This is a genomic window from Microcoleus asticus IPMA8, assembly GCF_013179805.1.
Classification (GTDB): Bacteria; Cyanobacteriota; Cyanobacteriia; order Cyanobacteriales; family Microcoleaceae; genus Microcoleus; species Microcoleus asticus.
In genome coordinates this window covers 1-20,302 of record NZ_SRRZ01000101.1, presented here as the reverse complement: position 1 = coordinate 20,302, position 20,302 = coordinate 1, and the positions used below count along the sequence as shown (strand labels likewise).

16 protein-coding genes are annotated in these 20,302 nt (G+C 45.4%); 10 read left to right on the top strand and 6 right to left on the bottom strand.

Annotation, left to right across the window (positions count from 1 at the left end):
• Nucleotides 1-56: 56 nt before the first annotated feature.
• The 3 genes from E5S67_RS23165 to E5S67_RS23155 all read right to left on the bottom strand — a co-directional run bounded on the left by E5S67_RS23165 (nucleotide 57) and on the right by E5S67_RS23155 (nucleotide 3,953).
• Nucleotides 57-1,838: an AIPR family protein gene (locus tag E5S67_RS23165; protein WP_172190720.1), complete on the bottom strand. Its 1,782-nt coding sequence runs from the start codon at nucleotides 1,836-1,838 to the stop codon at nucleotides 57-59.
• Between the two features lie 143 nt (nucleotides 1,839-1,981).
• The gene (gene thrS, locus E5S67_RS23160; protein ID WP_172190719.1) at nucleotides 1,982-3,811 is read right to left on the bottom strand and encodes a threonine--tRNA ligase; all 1,830 of its coding nucleotides are present in this window, start codon (nucleotides 3,809-3,811) and stop codon (nucleotides 1,982-1,984) included.
• Nucleotides 3,804-3,953, bottom strand: coding sequence for a hypothetical protein (locus E5S67_RS23155; RefSeq protein ID WP_172190718.1), 150 nt, complete (start codon nucleotides 3,951-3,953; stop codon nucleotides 3,804-3,806). The genes thrS and E5S67_RS23155 overlap by 8 nt, the downstream gene beginning before the upstream one ends.
• Nucleotides 3,954-4,219: 266 nt before the next feature.
• Here E5S67_RS23155 and E5S67_RS23150 point away from each other — a divergent pair, with 266 nt between their 5' ends.
• The 9 genes from E5S67_RS23150 to E5S67_RS23110 all read left to right on the top strand — a co-directional run bounded on the left by E5S67_RS23150 (nucleotide 4,220) and on the right by E5S67_RS23110 (nucleotide 14,348).
• On the top strand, nucleotides 4,220-4,549 hold the full coding sequence (locus E5S67_RS23150; RefSeq protein ID WP_172190717.1) for a DUF2605 domain-containing protein: 330 nt from the start codon (nucleotides 4,220-4,222) through the stop codon (nucleotides 4,547-4,549).
• Between the two features lie 158 nt (nucleotides 4,550-4,707).
• Nucleotides 4,708-5,019 carry a DUF2973 domain-containing protein gene (locus tag E5S67_RS23145; RefSeq protein WP_172190716.1) on the top strand — a complete coding sequence of 104 codons (312 nt, stop codon included), beginning with the start codon at nucleotides 4,708-4,710 and terminating at the stop codon, nucleotides 5,017-5,019.
• Between the two features lie 563 nt (nucleotides 5,020-5,582).
• Complete coding sequence (locus tag E5S67_RS23140; protein WP_172190715.1) at nucleotides 5,583-7,571, top strand: DICT sensory domain-containing protein; 1,989 nt, start codon at nucleotides 5,583-5,585, stop codon at nucleotides 7,569-7,571.
• Between the two features lie 1,228 nt (nucleotides 7,572-8,799).
• Nucleotides 8,800-9,300 carry a peptidoglycan-binding domain-containing protein gene (locus tag E5S67_RS23135; RefSeq protein ID WP_172190714.1) on the top strand — a complete coding sequence of 167 codons (501 nt, stop codon included), beginning with the start codon at nucleotides 8,800-8,802 and terminating at the stop codon, nucleotides 9,298-9,300.
• Between the two features lie 298 nt (nucleotides 9,301-9,598).
• Entirely contained in the window at nucleotides 9,599-10,024 is a 426-nt protein-coding gene (psaD, locus tag E5S67_RS23130; protein ID WP_172190713.1) for a photosystem I reaction center subunit II PsaD, read from the top strand.
• A gap of 163 nt (nucleotides 10,025-10,187) precedes the next feature.
• Nucleotides 10,188-11,051, top strand: coding sequence for a GNAT family N-acetyltransferase (locus E5S67_RS23125; RefSeq protein ID WP_172190712.1), 864 nt, complete (start codon nucleotides 10,188-10,190; stop codon nucleotides 11,049-11,051).
• A 147-nt stretch (nucleotides 11,052-11,198) separates the two neighbouring features.
• On the top strand, nucleotides 11,199-12,746 hold the full coding sequence (gene trpE, locus E5S67_RS23120) for an anthranilate synthase component I (protein ID WP_172190711.1): 1,548 nt from the start codon (nucleotides 11,199-11,201) through the stop codon (nucleotides 12,744-12,746).
• 75 nt (nucleotides 12,747-12,821) lie between these two features.
• Nucleotides 12,822-13,706, top strand: coding sequence for a PhzF family phenazine biosynthesis isomerase (locus E5S67_RS23115; protein WP_172190710.1), 885 nt, complete (start codon nucleotides 12,822-12,824; stop codon nucleotides 13,704-13,706).
• Nucleotides 13,707-13,886: 180 nt separating this feature from the next.
• Nucleotides 13,887-14,348, top strand: a complete 462-nt coding sequence (locus E5S67_RS23110) for a hypothetical protein (RefSeq protein ID WP_172190731.1) — start codon at nucleotides 13,887-13,889, stop codon at nucleotides 14,346-14,348.
• A 32-nt stretch (nucleotides 14,349-14,380) separates the two neighbouring features.
• Here the strand turns inward: E5S67_RS23110 and E5S67_RS23105 are convergent, their stop codons facing one another.
• The 3 genes from E5S67_RS23105 to cpcD/petH form a co-directional block, all read right to left on the bottom strand.
• Nucleotides 14,381-15,232 (bottom strand): alpha/beta hydrolase, encoded by an 852-nt coding sequence (locus E5S67_RS23105; RefSeq protein ID WP_172190709.1) that lies wholly within the window; start codon nucleotides 15,230-15,232, stop codon nucleotides 14,381-14,383.
• Between the two features lie 440 nt (nucleotides 15,233-15,672).
• Nucleotides 15,673-16,989, bottom strand: a complete 1,317-nt coding sequence (locus E5S67_RS23100; protein ID WP_172190730.1) for a homoserine dehydrogenase — start codon at nucleotides 16,987-16,989, stop codon at nucleotides 15,673-15,675.
• Between the two features lie 182 nt (nucleotides 16,990-17,171).
• Nucleotides 17,172-18,380: a bifunctional rod-capping linker CpcD/ferredoxin--NADP reductase PetH gene (gene cpcD/petH, locus E5S67_RS23095; protein ID WP_172190708.1), complete on the bottom strand. Its 1,209-nt coding sequence runs from the start codon at nucleotides 18,378-18,380 to the stop codon at nucleotides 17,172-17,174.
• A gap of 678 nt (nucleotides 18,381-19,058) precedes the next feature.
• Between cpcD/petH and E5S67_RS23090 the strand changes: the two genes are divergently transcribed.
• A complete protein-coding gene (locus tag E5S67_RS23090; protein WP_172190707.1) occupies nucleotides 19,059-20,063 on the top strand; it encodes a phosphoribulokinase in 1,005 nt (334 codons plus the stop codon).
• The last annotated feature ends 239 nt before the right edge of the window (nucleotides 20,064-20,302 follow it).

Genomic DNA, 20,302 nt, shown 5'->3' with positions numbered 1-20,302 from the left:
TATAAAATTGGTCAATCAATATTTGGATATCGGCATTAGTGTCATTATATATAGATTTAAGAGCGAATCTGAACGACATTTGCGAAAGCTTGAAAACGAGAGACATGATACTCTTTAGTTGATTCTACCACAGCTTTAAAATTACTGATTGCCTCTTTTGCGTCATCATTACTATTTAGACTTTTTTTGACGGCGGTAAGCAGGTGTTTACAAAAAGGAATAGTAACTTCTACAATTGGTTCCCAAAATTCCTCCGCTTTTTCTGGTGAAACTTTCGTATCAAAAGAAACTCTAAAAGCATTAGGAACTAGTTTATCCAGGAATGTTTCGAGACAATTAGCAATAGCTGAGGTAATTAGGAAGTGAGCACCTCGTCTTTGCAAAAAGTCCAATTGTTTCTCCTCTGATTCAGACAGAGAGCTTGCTTTACTCTTATCCAAAAGTCGAAGTTTCTTAGCCTCTACACTGCGAAGTAAAGAATAAACAAATACAATATGCTTGGCTGATATTTGTTCGGTAAAATATTTAGAGTAAATCGTATCTACTCTCCAGATATCAGATTTGTTATTATATGCAATTACCGGATCTTGATGAAATGCTGCAAGAGCTTGAGCAACTGTATCAGATGGTAACAAGTTAGATGGACGGCGGATCACATCTGTAGAGCCACCTCTTCTGCCACCATAATAAGTTGTATCTGGAATATTTGCAAACTCTTCACGCAAGCGTCGCTGGATTGAATCGTTACTGCGGAAGTCAGATGCTTCGACTACATTTTGCCTATTGTTGTATTCAATTATTTTTCTGATCGTGCTGATATTATTACATTTTACAAACCTAGCTTGTACATATCCTGTACCGTCAGGAGAAGTATCTAAACTACCCAATGCTCCGGTTGTCTGCGCTCCATTCACTATAGAAATTCCGCTAATTTCTAGTGTATCAGCACTACCTATTTCTTGAGATTGGTTAGCTTCTGCATCCTTAAATGTAAATTCCGATACTAAAGCTGTGATACCATTATTAAAAGCCCAAAAATTATTTGGCTCATCCTTGGCAGTGCTTTTAATGCCATTATTGATGTTGTTGTCACTTTTTCTACTTCCCAGATATCCTCGGACATTGGCAGAAAATAGATTGTCAGAATAGTTTTGAAATACTTCATATAGCCATGTAATAGGAATAGCTGTTACAAAGGCTTCCCAATCATTGCCAGATATAGTGTACCCTCCTAATATAGGAATAGTAAACTTATCAGTAACTAAGATAGGAGCCTCTAAAGCACGACACCACTCATCCAGTGTTTTTTGACCTACTTCTAGGGTACTTACATTTTCAACCTCTGAATTTGTAAATTGTGTTCTCACGGCATTATTAACTGTCTGTTCTACCATTTGAAGTTCATCTTTAACATTTTTTGATTCCGGTAAGTTGTGTACATACCAGAACTGTACGAATCTGATCTGGTTTGCTTCGAGTGAAGACCGAACTTCTCCAGCAGCAGAGCGAATTCCTTCAGGTAGATCCTCTAGAGAAGAATTAAATAGCCAAGCTGCTGCGGTGTTAAGATCGGAAGCTTTATTAGATGATGCAGTTTGTTTATTAGTAGGAAGTTGAGCCATGTAGGCTTGTATAACAATAATATATCCGGCTTCCTTATCCACATAGATTAAATCGCATTTTTTATCATCACCTCCTCCTGTGAGAGAGCTGGCGGCTACGGTGTCAATATCCTCAATTTGAAATCTAAGCTGTAATGCAAAAAGAGCTAAAGCATTTTCATTGTATTTTTTTAAATCAGTGCGAGCATCAAAGGCAGTTTGGTATGAAAAAGTCATGTTCTGAATAACTCCCCTTAGAAGTGAATAATTACAGTTGTACCGCTACTTGAACTTATTTGAAATTTAGGAGTGAGCGAGCAAGTAGAATATCCACCCCACAATAGATTAGTATATTATTGCAGGGTGGAATTTTGCAATATCTAAAAATCGCCGTAACTGCTAATAGCCGCCTGCAACCTCGCAATCACTTCATCAACCGAAATCGCCCCCAACTCCCCAGAAGCGCGAGTCCGAATATTCAAACTATTCGCCTCAACTTCCTTCGCACCCACAACACCCATCACCGGAATTTTATCCTTCTCAGCATTGCGAATCAACTTGCCCAAACGCTCGCTATTCTCATCAGCTTCAGCGCGAATATTTAGCGCTTTCATCTTAGCCGCCACTTCCTTCGCAAACGGCAAAAACTCGGCGCTTACAGGCAACAACCGCACCTGAATCGGCGCCAACCACAGCGGAAAATCCCCGGCATACTGCTCGATCAAAATCCCGATCAAGCGTTCCAAAGAACCGAAAGGAGCGCGGTGAATCATCACCGGACGCTTGCGAGTGCCGTCTTCAGCAACGTATTCCAAATCAAAACGTTCTGGCAAATTGTAATCTACCTGAACAGTTCCTAATTGCCATTCTCTATCCAAGACATCTTGGAAAATGAAATCGAGTTTCGGCCCGTAAAAAGCCGCCTCCCCAATTCCCTCAAAATAATTCATTCCCAAAGTTTCCACCGCGCGGCGGATTGCACCTTGAGCCTTTTCCCAAGCTTCATCGGAACCGATGTATTTCTCTAAATTGTTCGGATCGCGGAAACTCAAACGTGCCTTAAAGTTTTTCAGTTGCAGACTCTTGAAGACAGACAGAATCAAATCCACCACATTCAAGAATTCAGCATCCAACTGTTCCGGCGTGACAAATAAGTGGGAATCATCCACCGTAAAGCCGCGCACCCGCGTTAAACCCCCCAATTCTCCCGATTGTTCGTAGCGGTAAACTGTGCCGAATTCCGCTAAGCGCATCGGTAATTCGCGATAGGAACGCAATTCGCTTTTGTAAATTTGAATGTGAAAAGGGCAGTTCATGGGTTTCATGACAAAACCCTGTTCGTTTGCTGCCGCTTCTGCATCTTCTGCCATCAGCGGAAACATATCTTCTTTGTATTTCTGCCAGTGTCCAGAAATTTTGAACAAATCGACTCTGGCAATGTGGGGAGTCACAACTTGCAAATAGCCGCGCTTGATTTGTTCTTGTTTCAAGTAATCTTCTAAAATACTTCTCAAAACAGTGCCTTTCGGCGTCCACAAAGGCAAACCAGGGCCCACCGGATCGGCAAAAATAAATAAGCCTAATTCTTTACCTAATTTGCGGTGATCGCGCCTTAATGCTTCTTCTTTGCGGTGTTTGTATGCTGCTAGCTGTTCGGGAGTTTCCCAAGCAGTGCCGTAAATGCGCTGTAACTGAGCTTTGGTTTCGTCGCCGCGCCAGTAAGCGCCTGCTAGGCTTTCTAGCTCGATCGCCTTTGGATTCAACTCACTGGTATTATCCAAGTGAGGCCCAGCGCACAAATCCCACCATTCCTCGCCCAAATGGTAAACAGTAATTGGTTCGATCAAACCTTCTAAAATTTCTAATTTGTAAGGTTCGTTAATCTCCTTAATTCTGCGTTCCGCTTCCTCGCGGCTGACTTCTTCGCGAATTACAGGCAATTTACGGTTGATGATTTTGATCATCTCTTTTTTAATGGCTTTTAAATCCTGTTCCGTAAAAGGTTCGGGAGTGTCAAAGTCATAATAGAAACCATTTTCAATCCAAGGGCCGATCGTCACTTGCGCCTTGGGAAATAACTTCTGCACCGCCATCGCCATAACGTGGGAGGTGGTGTGGCGAATTTTTTTTAGTGCCTCCGACTCACTCGTGCGGGGCAACTCAATCTTAACGGACTCTTCTGGAGCGGACATGGATTCTGAGCTAGACATCGGCTGAATTAGCAATTAATTTAGTTGCAGTTGCTTCTATCTTACTCAGATTGGGACAGCAAGCGCCGACTTCCGGCTGGGGCACACCCTGGGAAATTACAGCAACTGCCCTGATGGTTGCGACGTTTAGTCGGGGACGCACTCCGACTCTCAGAAACCGGGTTTTTACTATTTTGGTGGGCTGTAACCAAGTATTGCCTGAAAAAACCCGGTTTCTAACCACCCATGAGATCGCGAACTAATTTGGCATAATTTTGGGATTTCGACTCAAAAATCGCTGCTGACACAATTAAATTTATTCACACCCACCTGCTAATTGTTGTTAAATTCTTGAAATTTTGTTAAAAATATGTTACAGATTGTAAAGACCGTTTAAGACTATAATGATAAATAACCCATTTTTGATCCATGCTTAATTCCAACTTGCCCGAATCAGAATTGCTCAAAGCGTTACTGGAACCGCTGTTAGAGGATTTCAATTACTGGTTCGACCGATCGGCAAAGCTTTTAGAAACTGAGGAAATTCCCTTTCTCAGCGGCGAAGATCAATCTGACTTGCTGGCGCGAGTCAAGCAGGCTCAGCAAGAAGTAGGCGCTGCTAAAGCTCTATTTCAAGCAACTGGAGGTCAAGTTGGCATTGAAACCGCAGCATTGATGCCGTGGCACAGACTGCTCGCCGAATGCTGGCAAGTATCGGCGCGCTTTCGCTCATTGCAGTCAGCTCCCCCAGGAAAATAAGGAAGCGAATTCAAGTTAAACTTGCACTCAAATCCCAAACTTGTGGAAATGTGTTGGCTGACTTGACAACCTCAAACAGATTTCCCGTTAATAAGTTATTACTTGCTGAAACACATTTGTAAATTGCTGTGTGGCTGTTTAGCCCGGAGGAGAAAATAATGTTGCACCTGCTTTATATTTTAGCTTTTACCGTTCTTGCCTTTCTGGCAGTCGGTAACTTAATCCGCAGTCTCGTCACCGTAGGTATGGAGTCCCAGCGCCCTCAACAATTCAGGGCAAATAATCCCTACGCATCCTCTCCTCGATCTCAATCTGTACCGCATCCAGAACTTTTAGACGAACACGGCAACATTGTCAATGAGCCACTGTTAGTGATGCGTTCGCTGACTGTCCAAGACGCCCGCGAACAATTAGATGCTCTCTACAAATCATCTCCGGGAGGCAACGACGAAGGGGGCGAACTAGCCTGATACAACCACAGCCGCAGCATTTATACTCAGGCGCGATGCCTCAAAAAAAAATAGGACTTACACGCTCGGTGTCAGAAGCCCGGTTTATTCATACATTGTGGGTAAAACCGGGTTTCTTGGGATCAGTCCTCAAAATAATTGGTCGTTAGTTTTTAACTAATAGCCAATTACTTGTGCTTTTATAAAGTTTAATTACCAAGTAGCTCGCTCGTCAAAAACCTATACCGATCGCACTGATATCAAATAGCTCCAGAATAGTATAATGCAAGATATCCGCAAGCGGTGCCTAACAAGTCTGAATGGTGAGAGTGCTAACGCCCGAATCCAAGCCTGAATAGATGAGTTAGCGTCAAAACCTAGACGTAAAAGCAGGTGACTTTGGGAAGATCTCAAGGTCTTGGAGCGATACCTCTGCTTAGATTCGTCTAAGTGATATTGCCAGCATGATATGACTTAAACAGTCGTGTTATGACGCATAAATGTATCAGATACTGAAAAGCGATCGATCTAAACCTCCTATCGATCCTGTTTTGTCATCGGCAAAAATGCACGTTTAAGGCTAGATGATCGTCCCTATTTCGTTACTGGCAGAACTTCTGCAAGCTTTGCCCCAACTGCGCGCACAAATTTATTTCAAATCTTCCATGACAGCCCTGTCTCACGCTATGGAAGACTTGGTTTTGGCGGGTTCCGACGCACCGCTAGTCATTGCAAGCTTTCAGCGAGAGCGCTTCTACCGCCAGGAAGCTCACCGTTACCGGCGAATGGCCTCGCGCTCCTCTCAGGTATACGTGCTGGCAGCACCGGAAACTGACTTTAAAAATGCTTCGGAGTGTCACGAAACTGTGGCGTTTGCACCGGAGGACGGATTAAGTAAAGAGTGGCACTTAGTAGTGCTGGGGGAACACTACTCTACTTGCCTGATTTGTCAAGAAAAAATTGTGCCGATCGAAAACCAAGACGAGCGCGGACCGCTGGTGATGGATCAAGCTCGCAGATTTGAAGGAATTTGGACGTTCGACCGCGAGGTAAGCTCCAAAGCTGCCGCATTGTTGCTCGATAGAATTGTCAAATATCGCCCCGAATTGGCCGAAAAGATCGATCGAGCGCGAACTACTTACAAGCTAGTCAAAACACCGAAAAAAACGAGGAAATCCGCCGCCTCCAAAGCCACAAAACCCGACATAAGTGCGCCAAAAAACTCAAAAATTCCCAATCCAAAGTTGAGCGATGCTTTTACCGAACGCTTAGTAACCTACTTGCAAGCAGGCCAGCACAAATTGCTCAAAGCATACAGCGCCATCGCCGCTCAGGAACGCAAAGAACGCCTGGTAAACTTAATTACCACGGCAATGCGGCAGTCTCTCAACCCGCAAGAAATCGTCGAAGTTGCAGTCCAAGAACTGGGCACTGCCCTGTCGGCAAGCCGATGTTTGATTTATCGGTGCAAGGCCACAGATGTGGCGGTCAAAATCGATGGCGAGTTTTTGGCTCCGGGCGCTAGTTCCCTGCTGGATCAGACTTGGCTGTTGCAGGAAAATCAAATATGGAGCGACGCGGTGGCGCGGCAAGAGCGAGTTTACATCCAAGACACATCACAACACCCGCTGATTGTCAATACACAATACCTAGAAAAAACAGTAAAAACTTGGCAAATTGTCTCTTGGTTAATGGTGCCAGTGCTTTATCAGGGGCGGGTTTTGGGCATGGTGGAAATGCACCAGTGCCGAGCGGTTTTGCCTTGGGAAGAAGACGAAATTTCTTTAGTAGAGGCGATCGCCACCCAACTCGGAGCAGCCTTAATTCAAGCAGAAACCTACGCTCATTTAGAAGAACTCAACCAACAATTAGAAGCATTAGACCGCACTCGCAGCAATCTAATTGCCATCACCGGACACGAACTCCGCACCCCTCTTTCTACAATTCAAGTTTGTTTGGAAAGTTTGAACTCCGAACCAGATATGCCCGCAGAATTGCGGCAAATCATGTTAGAAACTGCCCTCGGCGATGCCGATCGAATGCGAAAACTCGTGCAGGATTTCTTAACTCTTTCTCACTTAGAAAGCGGGCGAGTTCAATGGAATGTAGAATCGCTGACGCTGCAAGAATGCGTTGATTTGGCCCTCAGCAGCGTGCGATCGCGCACGGCCGATAGACAGTTGCCGGAAATTATCGCCGAAGTGTCGGCAGAATTGCCTTTAGTGCAAGCTGACGGAGAGTGGTTGGTGGAGGTTCTCTCCAAACTGCTAGACAACGCTTGCAAATTTACGACACCCGAGGGAAGCGTGACTGTTAAAGCTCAATGTAACGGTTCTCGGATGGTGGAAGTGCTCGTAGCCGATACGGGGAGGGGAATAGAGGCGAACAGTTTAAAAGTAGTGTTCGATCGATTTTATCAAGAAGAAGGAGCTTTGCGTCGCAGCGCCGGCGGTACCGGTTTAGGATTAGCAATTTGCAAGCAGATTGTTGCTGGCTGGGGCGGTAAAATTTGGGTAGATTCCGCAGGAAAAGACCGAGGAAGTGAATTTCACTTTACTATTCCCACTGTTTAGACTCAATTGATAACAGTTAACCGATCGCTAATCACTGATGACTGATTACTGCAAACTACCCCTCGGTGTACCCTAAATCGGAATACCCATCGCCAACTCTGTTCCACCTTCTAGCGATTACCAATATTCCCACATTCCCAAGGTTTTTTAGTTACTATCGGAGCCATAATCAACATTTTAAATCCCGTACCTTTGCCTGCTTTAGTTGTAAAAAATGGCGCAAACAATTTTTATTGAACTAATTCCGGTATTCCCAGTTCGCCGTCAGCAATCAGAATCACAATCGTGTCGATAATTTTCTGTTATTGCTGGCAAACACCACCATATAAATTGTAATTGTATTGGGAATGTTTTCAGTTTTTGGCTGGGTTTTGCCCGGATGGGATTATTCCGAAGCATCGCTAGTATTAGCAATCAAATTCATAAATCTCGCCATCCTCGCATCATTTGTGAACTTCTTACAGACTCCCAGTGGGTTCGGGGAGAGTTGGGGTGGGTAAAAAAAATACGACTCCTGCAAGGATTGCTATATATGATTGGTCTGTCCAGAATGCCATTATAAATTTGGTAAATTACCGTAAGTCCTATAACAAATCTTTTGTAGTATTTTGGCTGCGCCGATTAACAACACTTGGAGAAAAACTGGGTTTTTTAAATAAAATATTGGCTTAAAGCCTTGGAACAAACTGAAAAAATCGGGTTGGTGAGCGTCGGAGCGCGCAAGTCTCGATCGAGTTAATCGATCAGACGATAAAGGATAGCACAGAAAAGTTTTTACGGCAGAACCCGCCTCCGCTGCCACACCCAGTCTCACCCTCAACCCTCACCCTGTGAGATAGGCCTTAAAGGTGATGTGGCTGCGCGGTGTTCAGCTTTACGATCGAAAGTATCAAAGCAGATTCAAGACGCGCTTGCCGTCTTAAACCCGGTTTGGCGACAGAATTCCTAGGGAGGCTGCCGAAAATTAATATCAGTTTAAAAAAAGAATCCAACTGTAGGTAAGCTGCAAACCCCGATAGTAATCAGTCATGCCGAATCTAAAATCTAAAATCTAAAATGGTATTAAGTCTCCTTTACACAAGTCCTGAGATGGTAAAAGTCGATCGAATCTGTTGAGGCACTGCCACCGCCAGTGTTGATTCGTGAAAAGTTTAGGATGCAAATGTTTCGCCCGGAAAAACTTTTTTCCAATAAGAATACTCAAACCTAGAGGGTAGGAAAATCGATTATGTCACCTACAAGCCAGATGAAATCTACTCAAACTATGGCCAACAAGCCACAACTGCAATTAGGTTCTCAAGGTAAAGCTGTATTGGAACTCGAACAACTGCTAACGAAGTTGCAAGTTTACCGGCAGCCTGCTAAAGGAATTTTTAACAAAGCAGTTGAATTTTCTGTGAAACTGTTTCAGTTTCGGGTTTTCTTGTCGCCGGACGGCATTGTCGGGCCGCTCACTTGGCAGGCGCTTTATACTGAAGCTCCAGTTAATATGCCGGTACTCAGACTCGGCAGTTCTGGAAAAGCAGTCGCTACTGTTCAGGAAGTTCTCAAGATTTCCAAGCATTATGGCGGTAAAGTTGACGGAGACTTTTCTACTTTGACGGAGAAAGGTGTTCGCGCATTTCAAAAAAGCTTTGGGATTGAGGCCGACGGGATTGTCGAGCGAGAAACTTGGACTGCTTTGAGTCAAATTCCGCGCGGCTATGACCCTAATTGGTTCTTGACTTAAGGTTGACGCAGTAAATTATTCGATCGTGTGTGGGGGGAAATTGGGGGAATGTGCAATTATTCGGGTGCGCCACAAGCACCCGAATAATTGCTGTTTTTTTTGATTGTTTTTTCGGGATTCGTGCTTCATAATTCTGTTTTCTAACTTTGGTGGGAATTACCAATTATCAATTATTAATTACTAATTATTAATTATCTGAAAAGATCGATCGCCCAAAAACTGTTAACTTTCCTTACAATTTCGACAGCCGTGTCGCGTCATGATGATACGATGCCGTAAAAATCCTTTGGATATGTTTATGGCAGAAGAACTCACTGGACAACCCCCTCTTTTCGGCGGCAGCACCGGCGGCTTGCTGACCAAGGCGCTAGTTGAAGAGAAGTACGCGATCACTTGGACTAGCCCCAAGGAACAGGTGTTTGAAATGCCGAGTGGCGGCGCTGCAATTATGCGTCAAGGCGACAACTTGCTGCATCTGCCCCGGAAGGAGCAGTGCATCGCTTTGGGCGGCCAGCAACTGCGGGCAAAATTCAAAATCTCGAACTACAAAATTTACCGCGTCTTTCCTGACGGTTCTACTGAGTACCTGCATCCCAAGGATGGCGTGTTCCCTGAGAAGGTGAACGAAGGTCGTCCCTACAACGGTAAGATTGACCGCAATATTGGCAGCAATCCCAATCCGATTAAGGTTAAGTTCACCGGTAAGAAGACTTTCGATCCTTAGACCACGACTGCATGGCTGAGCAAAACATAGGTAATATTCCCTGTAAGGCTCAGCTTGTAAACTTGTTTTTGCAGTAGTATTCGGGCGCGGGAGGCTAAGCCCGCAGCGCCCAAATACTACTGCAAAATTCTAATCTTATTAAAAGTTAATCGTTAAATTAAAAATGAATGTCGCAATCAGGCGAGCGCAGCCTTCTGATATCGATGTTTGCGCTCGCATTACTTATGAAGCTTTTAAAGATATTTCCGATCGGCATCAATTCCCTCATACAGATTTTCCGACGTTGGAGTTTTCAACTGAAATTATAGACTTTCTGATCGAAAGTCCGTTGTTTTTTGACATAGTAGCCGAGAGTTCCGGTGCCGTTGTCGGCTGCGGATTTATGGACGAACGCAACCCGATTCGCGGTATCGGGCCCGTCAGTGTCGATAGAACTTTTCAAGGCCGCGGCACGGGACGGGAAATCATGAAAGCTTTGCTGGAACGGGGACAGGACGCTGTGGGCATCCGTTTGGTTCAAGAATCTTTTAATATGGCGTCGCTGTCGCTGTACGCTTCTTTGGGTTTTGAGGTGAAGGAACCTTTCGTGTTAATGGAGGGCAAGTTTCGCAGCCAGCCGCAGCATGGGTTTGAGGTTCGACCGATGGCTAGTGAGGATGTTGGTGAATGTGCCGCTTTGTGCGAAAAACTTTGCAGGTGCGATCGAACTTCGGAGATTGAAGACGCCCTGAATGAATTTTCTTCCTTCGTTGCCTGCCGGCAAGGTCAGATTGTGGCTTATACTTGTGCGGTGTCTGCTTTGAGCCACAGCGTCGCCCAAACAGAAGCGGATATGCAGGCTTTGCTCTTGGGGGCTGCTGCGTACATTTCAGAAGAATTGCTTTCTTTTCACTTGCCCCTGAGGTATGCAAGTTTGTTTCGCTGGTGCTTGCAAGAGGGGCTGCGTGCCCTCAAGCCGATGGCGGTGATGGCAGTTGGCGAGTATCAGTCGCCGGAGGGATGTTGGTTTCCGTCTTTTGCTTATTGAGTACCAAGACGGTTAGGGCGCTTTTAATCGCTGAAATTATTGCCAGGATTGCATTTTACTTCTTCCTTCTTCCTTCTTCCCTCTTCCTTCTTCCTTCTTCCCTCTTCCTTCTTCCCTCTTCCTTCTTCCTTCTTCCTTCTGATATATATGATATTCCCCGATTTCTCACAATTTTCGGAACTGGCGAAACAAGGCAATTTTGTACCCGTGTATCAAGAATGGGTTGCTGATTTGGATACGCCGGTGTCTGCGTGGTATCGGGTTTGTGCGGGTCAACCTTACAGTTTTCTGCTGGAGTCGGTGGAAGGTGGGGAAAAACTCGGGCGTTATAGTTTCTTAGGGTGCGATCCGCTGTGGATTTTGGAGGCTAAGGGCGATCGCACAACTCAAGTTTACCGCGACGGTTCCGAAAAAGTATTTACGGGCGATCCGTTTGCGGCTTTAACTGAATGTTTGCAGTCTTACAAACCCGTCAAATTGCCGCAGTTACCGCCGGGCATTGGCGGGCTATTCGGTTTTTGGGGTTATGAGTTAATTAAGTGGATAGAACCGCGAGTTCCGGTGCATCCCGCCAGCGAGAATGATTTGCCGGATGGGTTGTGGATGCAGGTTGATAATTTGCTGATTTTCGACCAGGTGAAGCGAAAAATTTGGGCCCTCGCCTATGCGGATTTGCGCGAGGTTGGCGTTGATTTGGCGGAGGCTTACGGGCAAGCGTGCGATCGGGTTTCTCGGTTAGTTGATAAGCTGAAATCGCCACTTTCCCAGCAATCTACTCTCATAGAATGGACACCTCCCAATAACGGGCAAGATGCCCGTTCCACAACCGGAAATACAGAATTGGCTTACACTAGCAATATTACCCGTGAAAAGTATTGTGCCAATGTCTTAAAAGCTAAGGATTACATCAAAGCGGGAGATATTTTTCAGGTAGTTATTTCCCAGCGTTTGGAAGCTGAATACAGCGGCGATGCTTTTGCACTTTACCGATCTTTGCGTCTGATTAATCCTTCTCCGTACATGGCTTATTTTAATTTCAGAGATTGGCAGATTATCGGTTCGAGTCCAGAGATTATGGTGAAGGCGGAAAATACTGCTGACGGCAAGAAGATTGCAACTTTGCGGCCGATCGCCGGTACTCGCCGCCGGGGTAAAACTCCTCAAGAAGATGATGCTTTGGCTGCTGAATTGCTGCAAGATCCGAAAGAAATTGCGGAACACGTCATGTTAGTTGATTTGGGCAGGAACGATTTAGGCAGAGTTTGCCGAAACGGTACTGTAAAAGTTGACGAATTAATGGAAATTGAGCGTTATTCTCACGTCATGCACATTGTGAGCAATGTGGTGGGAGAATTGGCTGAGGATAAGACAGCTTGGGATTTGTTGAAAGCTGGTTTTCCTGCGGGTACGGTTAGCGGTGCTCCGAAGATTCGGGCGATGGAGATTGTGCACGAGTTGGAAGGTTGTCGCCGGGGGCCGTATTCTGGGGTTTACGGGTATTATGATTTTGAGGGACAGTTGAATAGTGCGATCGCAATTCGGACTATGGTTGTTCGATCTCAAGGAGGGGATAAACATTCGGTTTCTGTGCAAGCCGGTGCTGGTTTGGTGGCTGATTCTAACCCAGATATGGAGTACGAAGAAACTCTCAATAAAGCCAGGGGAATGTTAGAAGCAATTCGCTGTTTGAAGTAGCAAGTTAAAAACCTCTTTTATCATGCTCGGCGGTTGAAACCGCTGGTACACAAACTACTGTTGAACGAGGGAAATGTGAATTTTTATATAGTTGACGTGTTTGCGGAGTCAAAATATGCTGGCAATCAACTAGCTGTATTTTGCGGTGCTGAAGTGGCCGAACTATCTGAGGCCCAAATGCTGCTGATAGCGAGGGAAATCAATTATTCAGAAACTACGTTTATTCGATCGCCCGATCCGCGAGATGGCGGCTATGACGTGCGGATATTCACGCCGAAGAAGGAATTGCCCTTTGCCGGTCATCCGACTTTGGGGACTGCGTTTGTGTTGCAGCAAGAGATTATTCGCGAAAAGGTCGATCGAGTAATTCTCAATCTAGCCGTCGGTCAAATTCCAGTTACTTTTAATTATCACAATGAATTGGCAGATATTTTGTGGATGCGACAAAACCCGCCTAGTTTTGGTCAAGTTTTATCAGCCGAAAGTCTGGCAAATGTCCTGAATTTAGAACCAGATGAAATTGATCCAAACTTCCCAATTCAAGAAGTTTCTACGGGAGTGCCGTTTATTATTGTACCGTTAAAAACTCTCGCCTCGCTCAAAAAAGCTCAAGTCAACTTAGATAAATATTTTGAGCTAATTGGTAGAATGGAAGCGAAAGAAATTTTGATATTTTGCCCAGAAACTTACAGCGACGTTAATGATTTAAGCGTCCGAGTTTTTGCCCATTCATTAGGAATTCCTGAAGATCCGGCGACTGGCAGTGCTAACGGCTGTTTGGCTGGATATTTAGTAGAATATGCTTATTATGGGGCAGCAAAAATTGATATCAGAGTTGAGCAGGGTTATGAAATCGATCGACCTTCTTTGCTGTTATTACAAGCAGCCCAAAATGAAGGGGAAATAGCAGTTTTGGTTGGTGGTAAGGTGGTGATGGTTGCTAAGGGAGAATTTGTGTAGAATATTTAAGGGGGAATTATTAACCGTAGATACACGCAGATCTACGCAGATCTGTACAGCTAGATTTAGATGCTTGTTTGGCGATCTAGATGTTACAATATTGCTAATATGAGCTACCTCATATTCCTCGATCCGCGTTATTGTTATGCTACAAAAGTCATCCATACCACATACTATTCAATGATTCCAACATTTTCGCGGACTTTAAATGTATCCCCTGACACTTCTGAAGCCCTGCTTTCACTTCCATTAACCAGCTTGCTCGATTCACCGGAATTCAAGCAACTCTTGGGAAGTCTGGATAGTCGGTTGCTAAAAGAAACTTTGCCGACTGCTGGAACTGTTTTAGCTCAAAAGCTTCCGCTTTTTTACGATTGGTTGCAAACAGAACTAGGAATTAAAAACGTCCCTGACAGTCCAGATCATGCTACGAAATGGGTAGTCGGTTTTTTGAAGAATCAAGAAAGTTTAACTCGTTTAGTCGATCTGCACAAATCAATTCCTAGATCGTCATTAGAGCGATCGATCCCTCGTTTAGTTAGCGCCTTTGATGAAGTTCAACCCACCGCCGTAAAGCAAGAATGGGAAAAGGCGATATCGGCACTTTGTCTGGTTCTCGCCGTCGCAGCGCGGGAAAATTAGCCATCTGCAGCCTGAAGCAATTCTGTCTGAGTTTACACAAAGCGGTTTTTTCGGAAAACTTGCAATTGAGTGCGATCGATCTGAACGACTACCGGCCGCCGCTTGTTCAGGACGATCGCATTGTGTCTGTTTACCAACAGCAACTGAGCCAATATTGCCACAATCGCGCGCCTTTTGAGAAACTTGCCTTCAAAACGCGCCATTCGGACGATCGCCTCTTCGATTTTATAACAACAGTTGTTGCCTCTCTGAGAAATCACAAAAATCGTTCCCGGTATGTAATCGCCTTGATTTGCCCAGAAAGCATACCTTTCGCCTAAAGTAAAGTAGTGAAAAACATTGTTAGCGGTGGAAGTTTTAGCTAACTTTTCCGAAACGCCCAAAGAATTAAAAATTACAGTCGATCTAATATAATCCGGGTATTTTGCTGCTATTTGCTGAGCAACTTTGCCGCCCAAACTTTCTCCGATGACATCGGGCGGATTTCCGCTGTGAAATTGCTGCTTTATCCAATCAATAGCACCCGCAGTTTGCGCCGATTTTAACTGGCGTTCTAGTTTTGCCATAAATACATCGGGTGTATCTTCCAAAACGCGCTCGAAAGGATACCAAGAACCGTATCCGCGAATCACCATAACAGGCGGATTATTGCCAGAAATGGGAACGCGACTTTCAGCATAAAAACCAGTGCGAGAGTCTTCAAACACTATTTCTATGATATAATTTCCATCAATAACTTGCCCTTGCTCGTGCCGGATGTAAATTGAAGGGTTATTGGGTTTAAAAGTATCGTGCAGTTGGGGTTTTGCAAACTTTTCGTAGAGGGAATCTAGCAAGTGCCTTCCCGTTTGGCGATCGACAAAATCCAATTCTGTTCCTTTCATTATCTGGTAGGGGCGGGTTTTACCAACAATATTTAATTACTATAAACAATCTACATAAACCCGCCCCCACACAACTGGTCGCCCACATCAACTTTTAGTTATATCAAATGCGAAAAATGTACATCGGGATTTATCGTTGGGCGAGCGAGGGCGGGTTTTATAGATTGTCAATGATTGGCAAATATTGTCTGTGAAACCCGCCCCTACCAAATCCGCCAAATGTACATCGGGATTTATCGTTGGGCGAGAGGGCGGGTTTTATAGATTGTCAATTAGGCGTTGCTGGATACAGGTATGAATTCAAGATTTCGCAATTGCTATAAGCCCGCTTGAGGGTGAGTTTTGTAACTTCCGATAAAAGGTGATTCATACCGTGAATCAGCAACGCCGTCAATTATTAGCAAATATTCTATGCGAAACCCGCCCCTAGCAAATCATTTTTACAAAACTCGCAACGTGCTAGCAATACTATGGACTGCTTCCATCGCGCGAATTTCATCGAGTGCTTGTTGAAAATTACCTTCCCTAACATCCTGAGTCACGACGACAATTTCTGCTAAATCGTCGTGAATCCCCGTCTGCACAATTGATTCCAAACTAACTTTGTGATTGCCGAAACAAGTGCCGAGTTTGCCAATTACCCCCGGAGTATCGCGCGTCAGAAAACGGGCGTAAAAGCGAGTAACAAGTTCCTGCATCGGAGCAATTTTGCAGTAGTGTTGGTGACTGCAACTCAGCAAAGGATGAGGAATCGGAACAGTTTCGGTTTTCAGGATGGCCGCCACATTCATGATGTCGGATACTACGGCGCTAGCTGTCGGGCCTGCACCCGCGCCGCGCCCGTAGAGCATCAATTGCCCGATCGGCTCTCCTTCCACTAAAATTGCATTGTAAACCCCGTTAACACTCGCCAGCGGATGAGTTTTCGGCACAAAACTAGGATGCACTCGAATTGACAGCAGTTCGCTTTCTCCCTGCGCTTGCTCGCCATTGCGGCGGGAGGTTTCTTGAGCAATAGCCAACAATTTAATCACAAATCCCAGCTTGTCGGCGTAGTTAATATCAGCCGCACTAACTTTTCTGATACCTTCGCAGTGAACATCTGCTAATTTGATGCGTCCACCAAAAGCTAGCGAGGCTAAAATAGCAATTTTATCGGCCGCATCTAATCCATCTACATCTGCTGTGGGGTCAGCTTCAGCATAACCTAATTGCTGAGCGTCGGCGAGCACTTCGGCAAAGTCTGCGCCTTCTGTTTGCATCCGCGTCAGGATGTAATTAGTTGTGCCGTTGACGATGCCGGTGAGAGTTTGAATGCGGTTTGCACCTAAAGATTGTTTCAGGCTTTGAATGACCGGAATGCCGCCGCCGACAGCAGCTTCTAGCATTACGTAAACGCCTTTGTTGTTGGCTGCCTCGAAGATTTCATTCCCGTAGCGGGCGATAACTGCTTTGTTGGCAGTGACGACGTGCTTGCCGCTGGCAATAGCTTGCAGAATGAGCGATCGCGCCGGTTCCAATCCGCCAATCAATTCTACTACAATATCAATTTCCGGGTCAGTTGCGATCGCTTCTAGGTCAGTTGTCAGCACATTTTCTGGCAATTGTAAAGACCGAGTTCGAGAAATATCGCGCACTCCCACCCGATAGATTTCCAATTCCTGCAACAGCGGATGGCGGCCATCTGGGGAGAGCAAAATCTCTGCTGTTCCCGCGCCAACTGTACCCAAACCTAACAAACCAATTTTGAAAGCCACGACTTTGACCCGTAGAAACTCAATTAAGCCACAACCATTGTAGGCTATTCCCGTACCGTAGCAATCAAAATAGTATTGTAGGGTACGCATTCAGTACCTTACCAGTCGGATACAATTGCCCTAAAAATAATTGTAGGGCGAGCCAAGCCCGCCCTACAAATCAGATTAAATCAGGTAACAGATTAATAAGTTTCAACGTGCCAACGGTGCTCTTTCTTCAACTGTTTCTGATAGCCAGCCCAGTCAACGCCGTACTTGCTAGAAGCAGCAGACATTCCCTCATCAATTCCGCCTTCCATACCCTTCAAACCGCAGATATAAGTGTGAGTATTTGGTTTTTGAACCAATTCCCACAATTGGTCTGCGTTTTCTTGAATCCGGTTTTGAATGTACATCTTGCCACCGTCAACATTTTTTTGTTCGCGGCTGATGGCATAAGTCAAGCGGAAATTATCGGGGAATTCTTGTTGCAATTGCTCCAACTCTTCTTTATACAGAATGTTGGGAGTGTAAGCAACTCCAAAGAACAGCCAAGCTAAACCTTTGAACTTGTAATCTGGATTGTTTTCTTTAAACATCCGCCACAAATAAGCCCGGAAAGGAGCAATACCCGTACCGGTAGCCATCATAATCACGGTGGCTTCCTCGTCGTCAGGCAATAACATTTCCTTGCCTACAGGGCCGGTAATTTTGACATCATCTCCAGGTTCCAAACCGGTGAGAAAAGTAGAACAAACACCAAAGACTTTTTCACCGGTTTCTGGGCTTTTGTACTCTAGGCGGCGGACGCACAGAGAGACTGTTTTGTCGTCTACATCGTCTCCGTGACGGGTGGAGGCGATCGAATAAAGGCGAATTTTGTGAGGTTTGCCGTTTTTATCAGTCCCATCGGGAATAATCCCGATACTTTGACCTTCGAGATAGTGTAACTTGCCTCCAGAAATGTCAAATTTGACGTGACGGACTGTACCCTCGCCGCCTTCTCTGACCAATTCTTCTGTAGAAATACACTTACCAATATAGGGATTGGCAGGCTTGTAGAGGTTAACAGGAACCTGAACTTTTTCCTTTGCTTGAGTCATGGGCTTAGTTTTTTCTCCAGATTTCTGACTCTGTAGCCCTGCTTCTGGTGCGACTTTGCCATTATTAGTTTCGGGAGCGCTGTTTGAGGGGCGGATGCTGACGATTTTGCCACCCATGCGAGCAATTCTGCGCATTTCCTGATTCATGCGCTCGTAGGGCACGGAGATAAATACGCTGCCGCTACGGCGAATCGGGTTACTTGTTTGGTCAGTTGCTTCGCTCTGACGCATACCCTCCACTTCGTAGACAAAGATGCGGCTGCCTGATTCTGAGTTTGCCGCAACACCAGATATGCTTGGGCTGTACATTTGTTGATTTTCCTTCACGATACAGAGTTATAAAGAAAGAGAATGTGACGTTAGACTCAATTTACTTTTTTCTTAAGGCCATCGGGACTAATTGGCCGCGCCAATTTTTGGGCCTCGCCACGCCGGCAGGAGTGTTGAAGTTGCGATCGCTCGCGTATCCAATCCCTACTAGCCGAACGCCGCGCTCACCGAGCCCTCTTGCGTTCGGCTGTTGACCTATAGCTATTGTTGTCTGCGTACTGCAAATATTTTACCCGATCGGGGGATCTGCCCCGATAAGTCCTTCTGATTTGGGGATTCGGGGACAGGATTCGAGGGGGAGGGGTAGAAGGTAGAGGGTTGGAGGATTTGACTCTAGGGGGAATTGGGGATTGAAATATACAATTTAAATGCAGTACAGCCTAAAGGAGGATTTCACCAGTTAATGAGGTTGAGCTTGTAGGGAGCCGATGCATTCTGGTAAGATTAACCACTAAAGTTAGTATTAATTACTTGCGTTGAAGATTGCTTGGGTCTTCCCGGGCAGGCAGTCAACTGACTGCTGTATGCTGGTGAGAACTCCATCGTCTCGGGGTAGCAAAGCCGCACAAAGCCTGCTTGTCGCTATCTGGGGACTGAAATTTTGTGGAATCTAGACTTGAGTTAGTTAGTAAACAGTGATTTTGTTAGAGGGAAACTATGACCAGTAAGCCGGATCGCGTGGTTTTAATTGGCGTTGCCGGAGACTCCGGATGCGGAAAATCTACTTTTTTGCGCCGATTGACAGATTTGTTCGGGGAAGATTTCGTTACGGTAATCTGCCTTGACGACTATCATTGTCTCGATCGCAAGCAGCGCAAGGAAACAGGGATTACAGCCCTTGACCCCAGAGCGAACAATTTTGACCTGATGGCCGAGCAAATGAAGGCGCTCAAAGAAGGTCACGCGATCGACAAGCCGATTTACAACCACGAAACCGGTCTGCTCGATCCTCCTGAGCGGGTAGAGCCGAATCACGTGATTGTGATTGAAGGGCTGCATCCCCTTTACGACGAGCGAGTTCGATCGCTCATCGACTTCAGCGTCTACCTCGACATCAGCGACGAGGTAAAAATTGCTTGGAAAATCCAGCGCGACATGGCGGAACGGGGCCACCGTTACGAAGACGTGCTGTTTGCCATCAATGCTCGCAAACCGGATTTTACCGCCTACATCGACCCGCAAAAGCAATATGCTGATGTGGTAATTCAAGTGTTGCCGACCAACTTGATCAAAGATGACAAGGAGCGGAAAGTTCTGCGCGTGCAGATGATCCAGCGCGAAGGCATCGCCAATTTTGAGCCTGCGTATTTGTTTGACGAAGGTTCAACAATTAACTGGGTTCCTTGCGGTCGCAAGCTGACTTGTTCCTATCCCGGAATTAAGATGTACTACGGGCCCGATGCTTTCTACGGTCACGAAGTCTCGATTTTGGAAGTAGATGGTCAATTCGAGAATCTCGAAGAAGTTATTTACATCGAAAGCCATTTGAGCAAGATTTCTACGAAGTACGAAGGCGAGTTAACTCACCTGTTGCTCCAGCACCGCGAATATCCTGGTTCTAACAATGGAACTGGTTTGTTCCAAGTGTTAGTGGGATTGAAGATGCGGGCGACTTACGAGAAGTTGACTGCAAAAGAAGCGAAAGTGGCTGTTAGTGTTTAGAACCCTGACATGAAAGATTTGGGAGGCGCAATTGCGCCTCTTTTTTTGTGGGAAAATGAACCGCAGAGGGCGCAGAGTAGAGTTAGGGGAGGGTGTTTGGAAGTAGAGAAATTAAAAAGGTTTTTCCGGCTTCATTCAGGTCGCTATCTAGGGCTTGCTGAATAATCGATCGCAAATCAATAACAAGAGTGATCGATATATTCAAGCTCGGTTAAAGATAAGTTTTTTTTGTATCAATT

Coding starts and splice junctions, on each gene's coding strand:
- E5S67_RS23145 (WP_172190716.1), top strand. CDS start 4,708: ATGTTGCACCTGCTTTATATTTTAGCTTTTACCGTTCTTGCCTTTCTG.
- E5S67_RS23105 (WP_172190709.1), bottom strand. CDS start 15,232: ATGAAAGGAACAGAATTGGATTTTGTCGATCGCCAAACGGGAAGGCAC.
- E5S67_RS23125 (WP_172190712.1), top strand. CDS start 10,188: ATGAATGTCGCAATCAGGCGAGCGCAGCCTTCTGATATCGATGTTTGC.
- E5S67_RS23165 (WP_172190720.1), bottom strand. CDS start 1,838: ATGACTTTTTCATACCAAACTGCCTTTGATGCTCGCACTGATTTAAAA.
- E5S67_RS23090 (WP_172190707.1), top strand. CDS start 19,059: ATGACCAGTAAGCCGGATCGCGTGGTTTTAATTGGCGTTGCCGGAGAC.
- E5S67_RS23140 (WP_172190715.1), top strand. CDS start 5,583: ATGATCGTCCCTATTTCGTTACTGGCAGAACTTCTGCAAGCTTTGCCC.
- psaD (WP_172190713.1), top strand. CDS start 9,599: ATGGCAGAAGAACTCACTGGACAACCCCCTCTTTTCGGCGGCAGCACC.
- E5S67_RS23150 (WP_172190717.1), top strand. CDS start 4,220: ATGCTTAATTCCAACTTGCCCGAATCAGAATTGCTCAAAGCGTTACTG.
- thrS (WP_172190719.1), bottom strand. CDS start 3,811: ATGTCTAGCTCAGAATCCATGTCCGCTCCAGAAGAGTCCGTTAAGATT.
- E5S67_RS23135 (WP_172190714.1), top strand. CDS start 8,800: ATGTCACCTACAAGCCAGATGAAATCTACTCAAACTATGGCCAACAAG.
- trpE (WP_172190711.1), top strand. CDS start 11,199: ATGATATTCCCCGATTTCTCACAATTTTCGGAACTGGCGAAACAAGGC.
- E5S67_RS23110 (WP_172190731.1), top strand. CDS start 13,887: ATGATTCCAACATTTTCGCGGACTTTAAATGTATCCCCTGACACTTCT.
- cpcD/petH (WP_172190708.1), bottom strand. CDS start 18,380: ATGTACAGCCCAAGCATATCTGGTGTTGCGGCAAACTCAGAATCAGGC.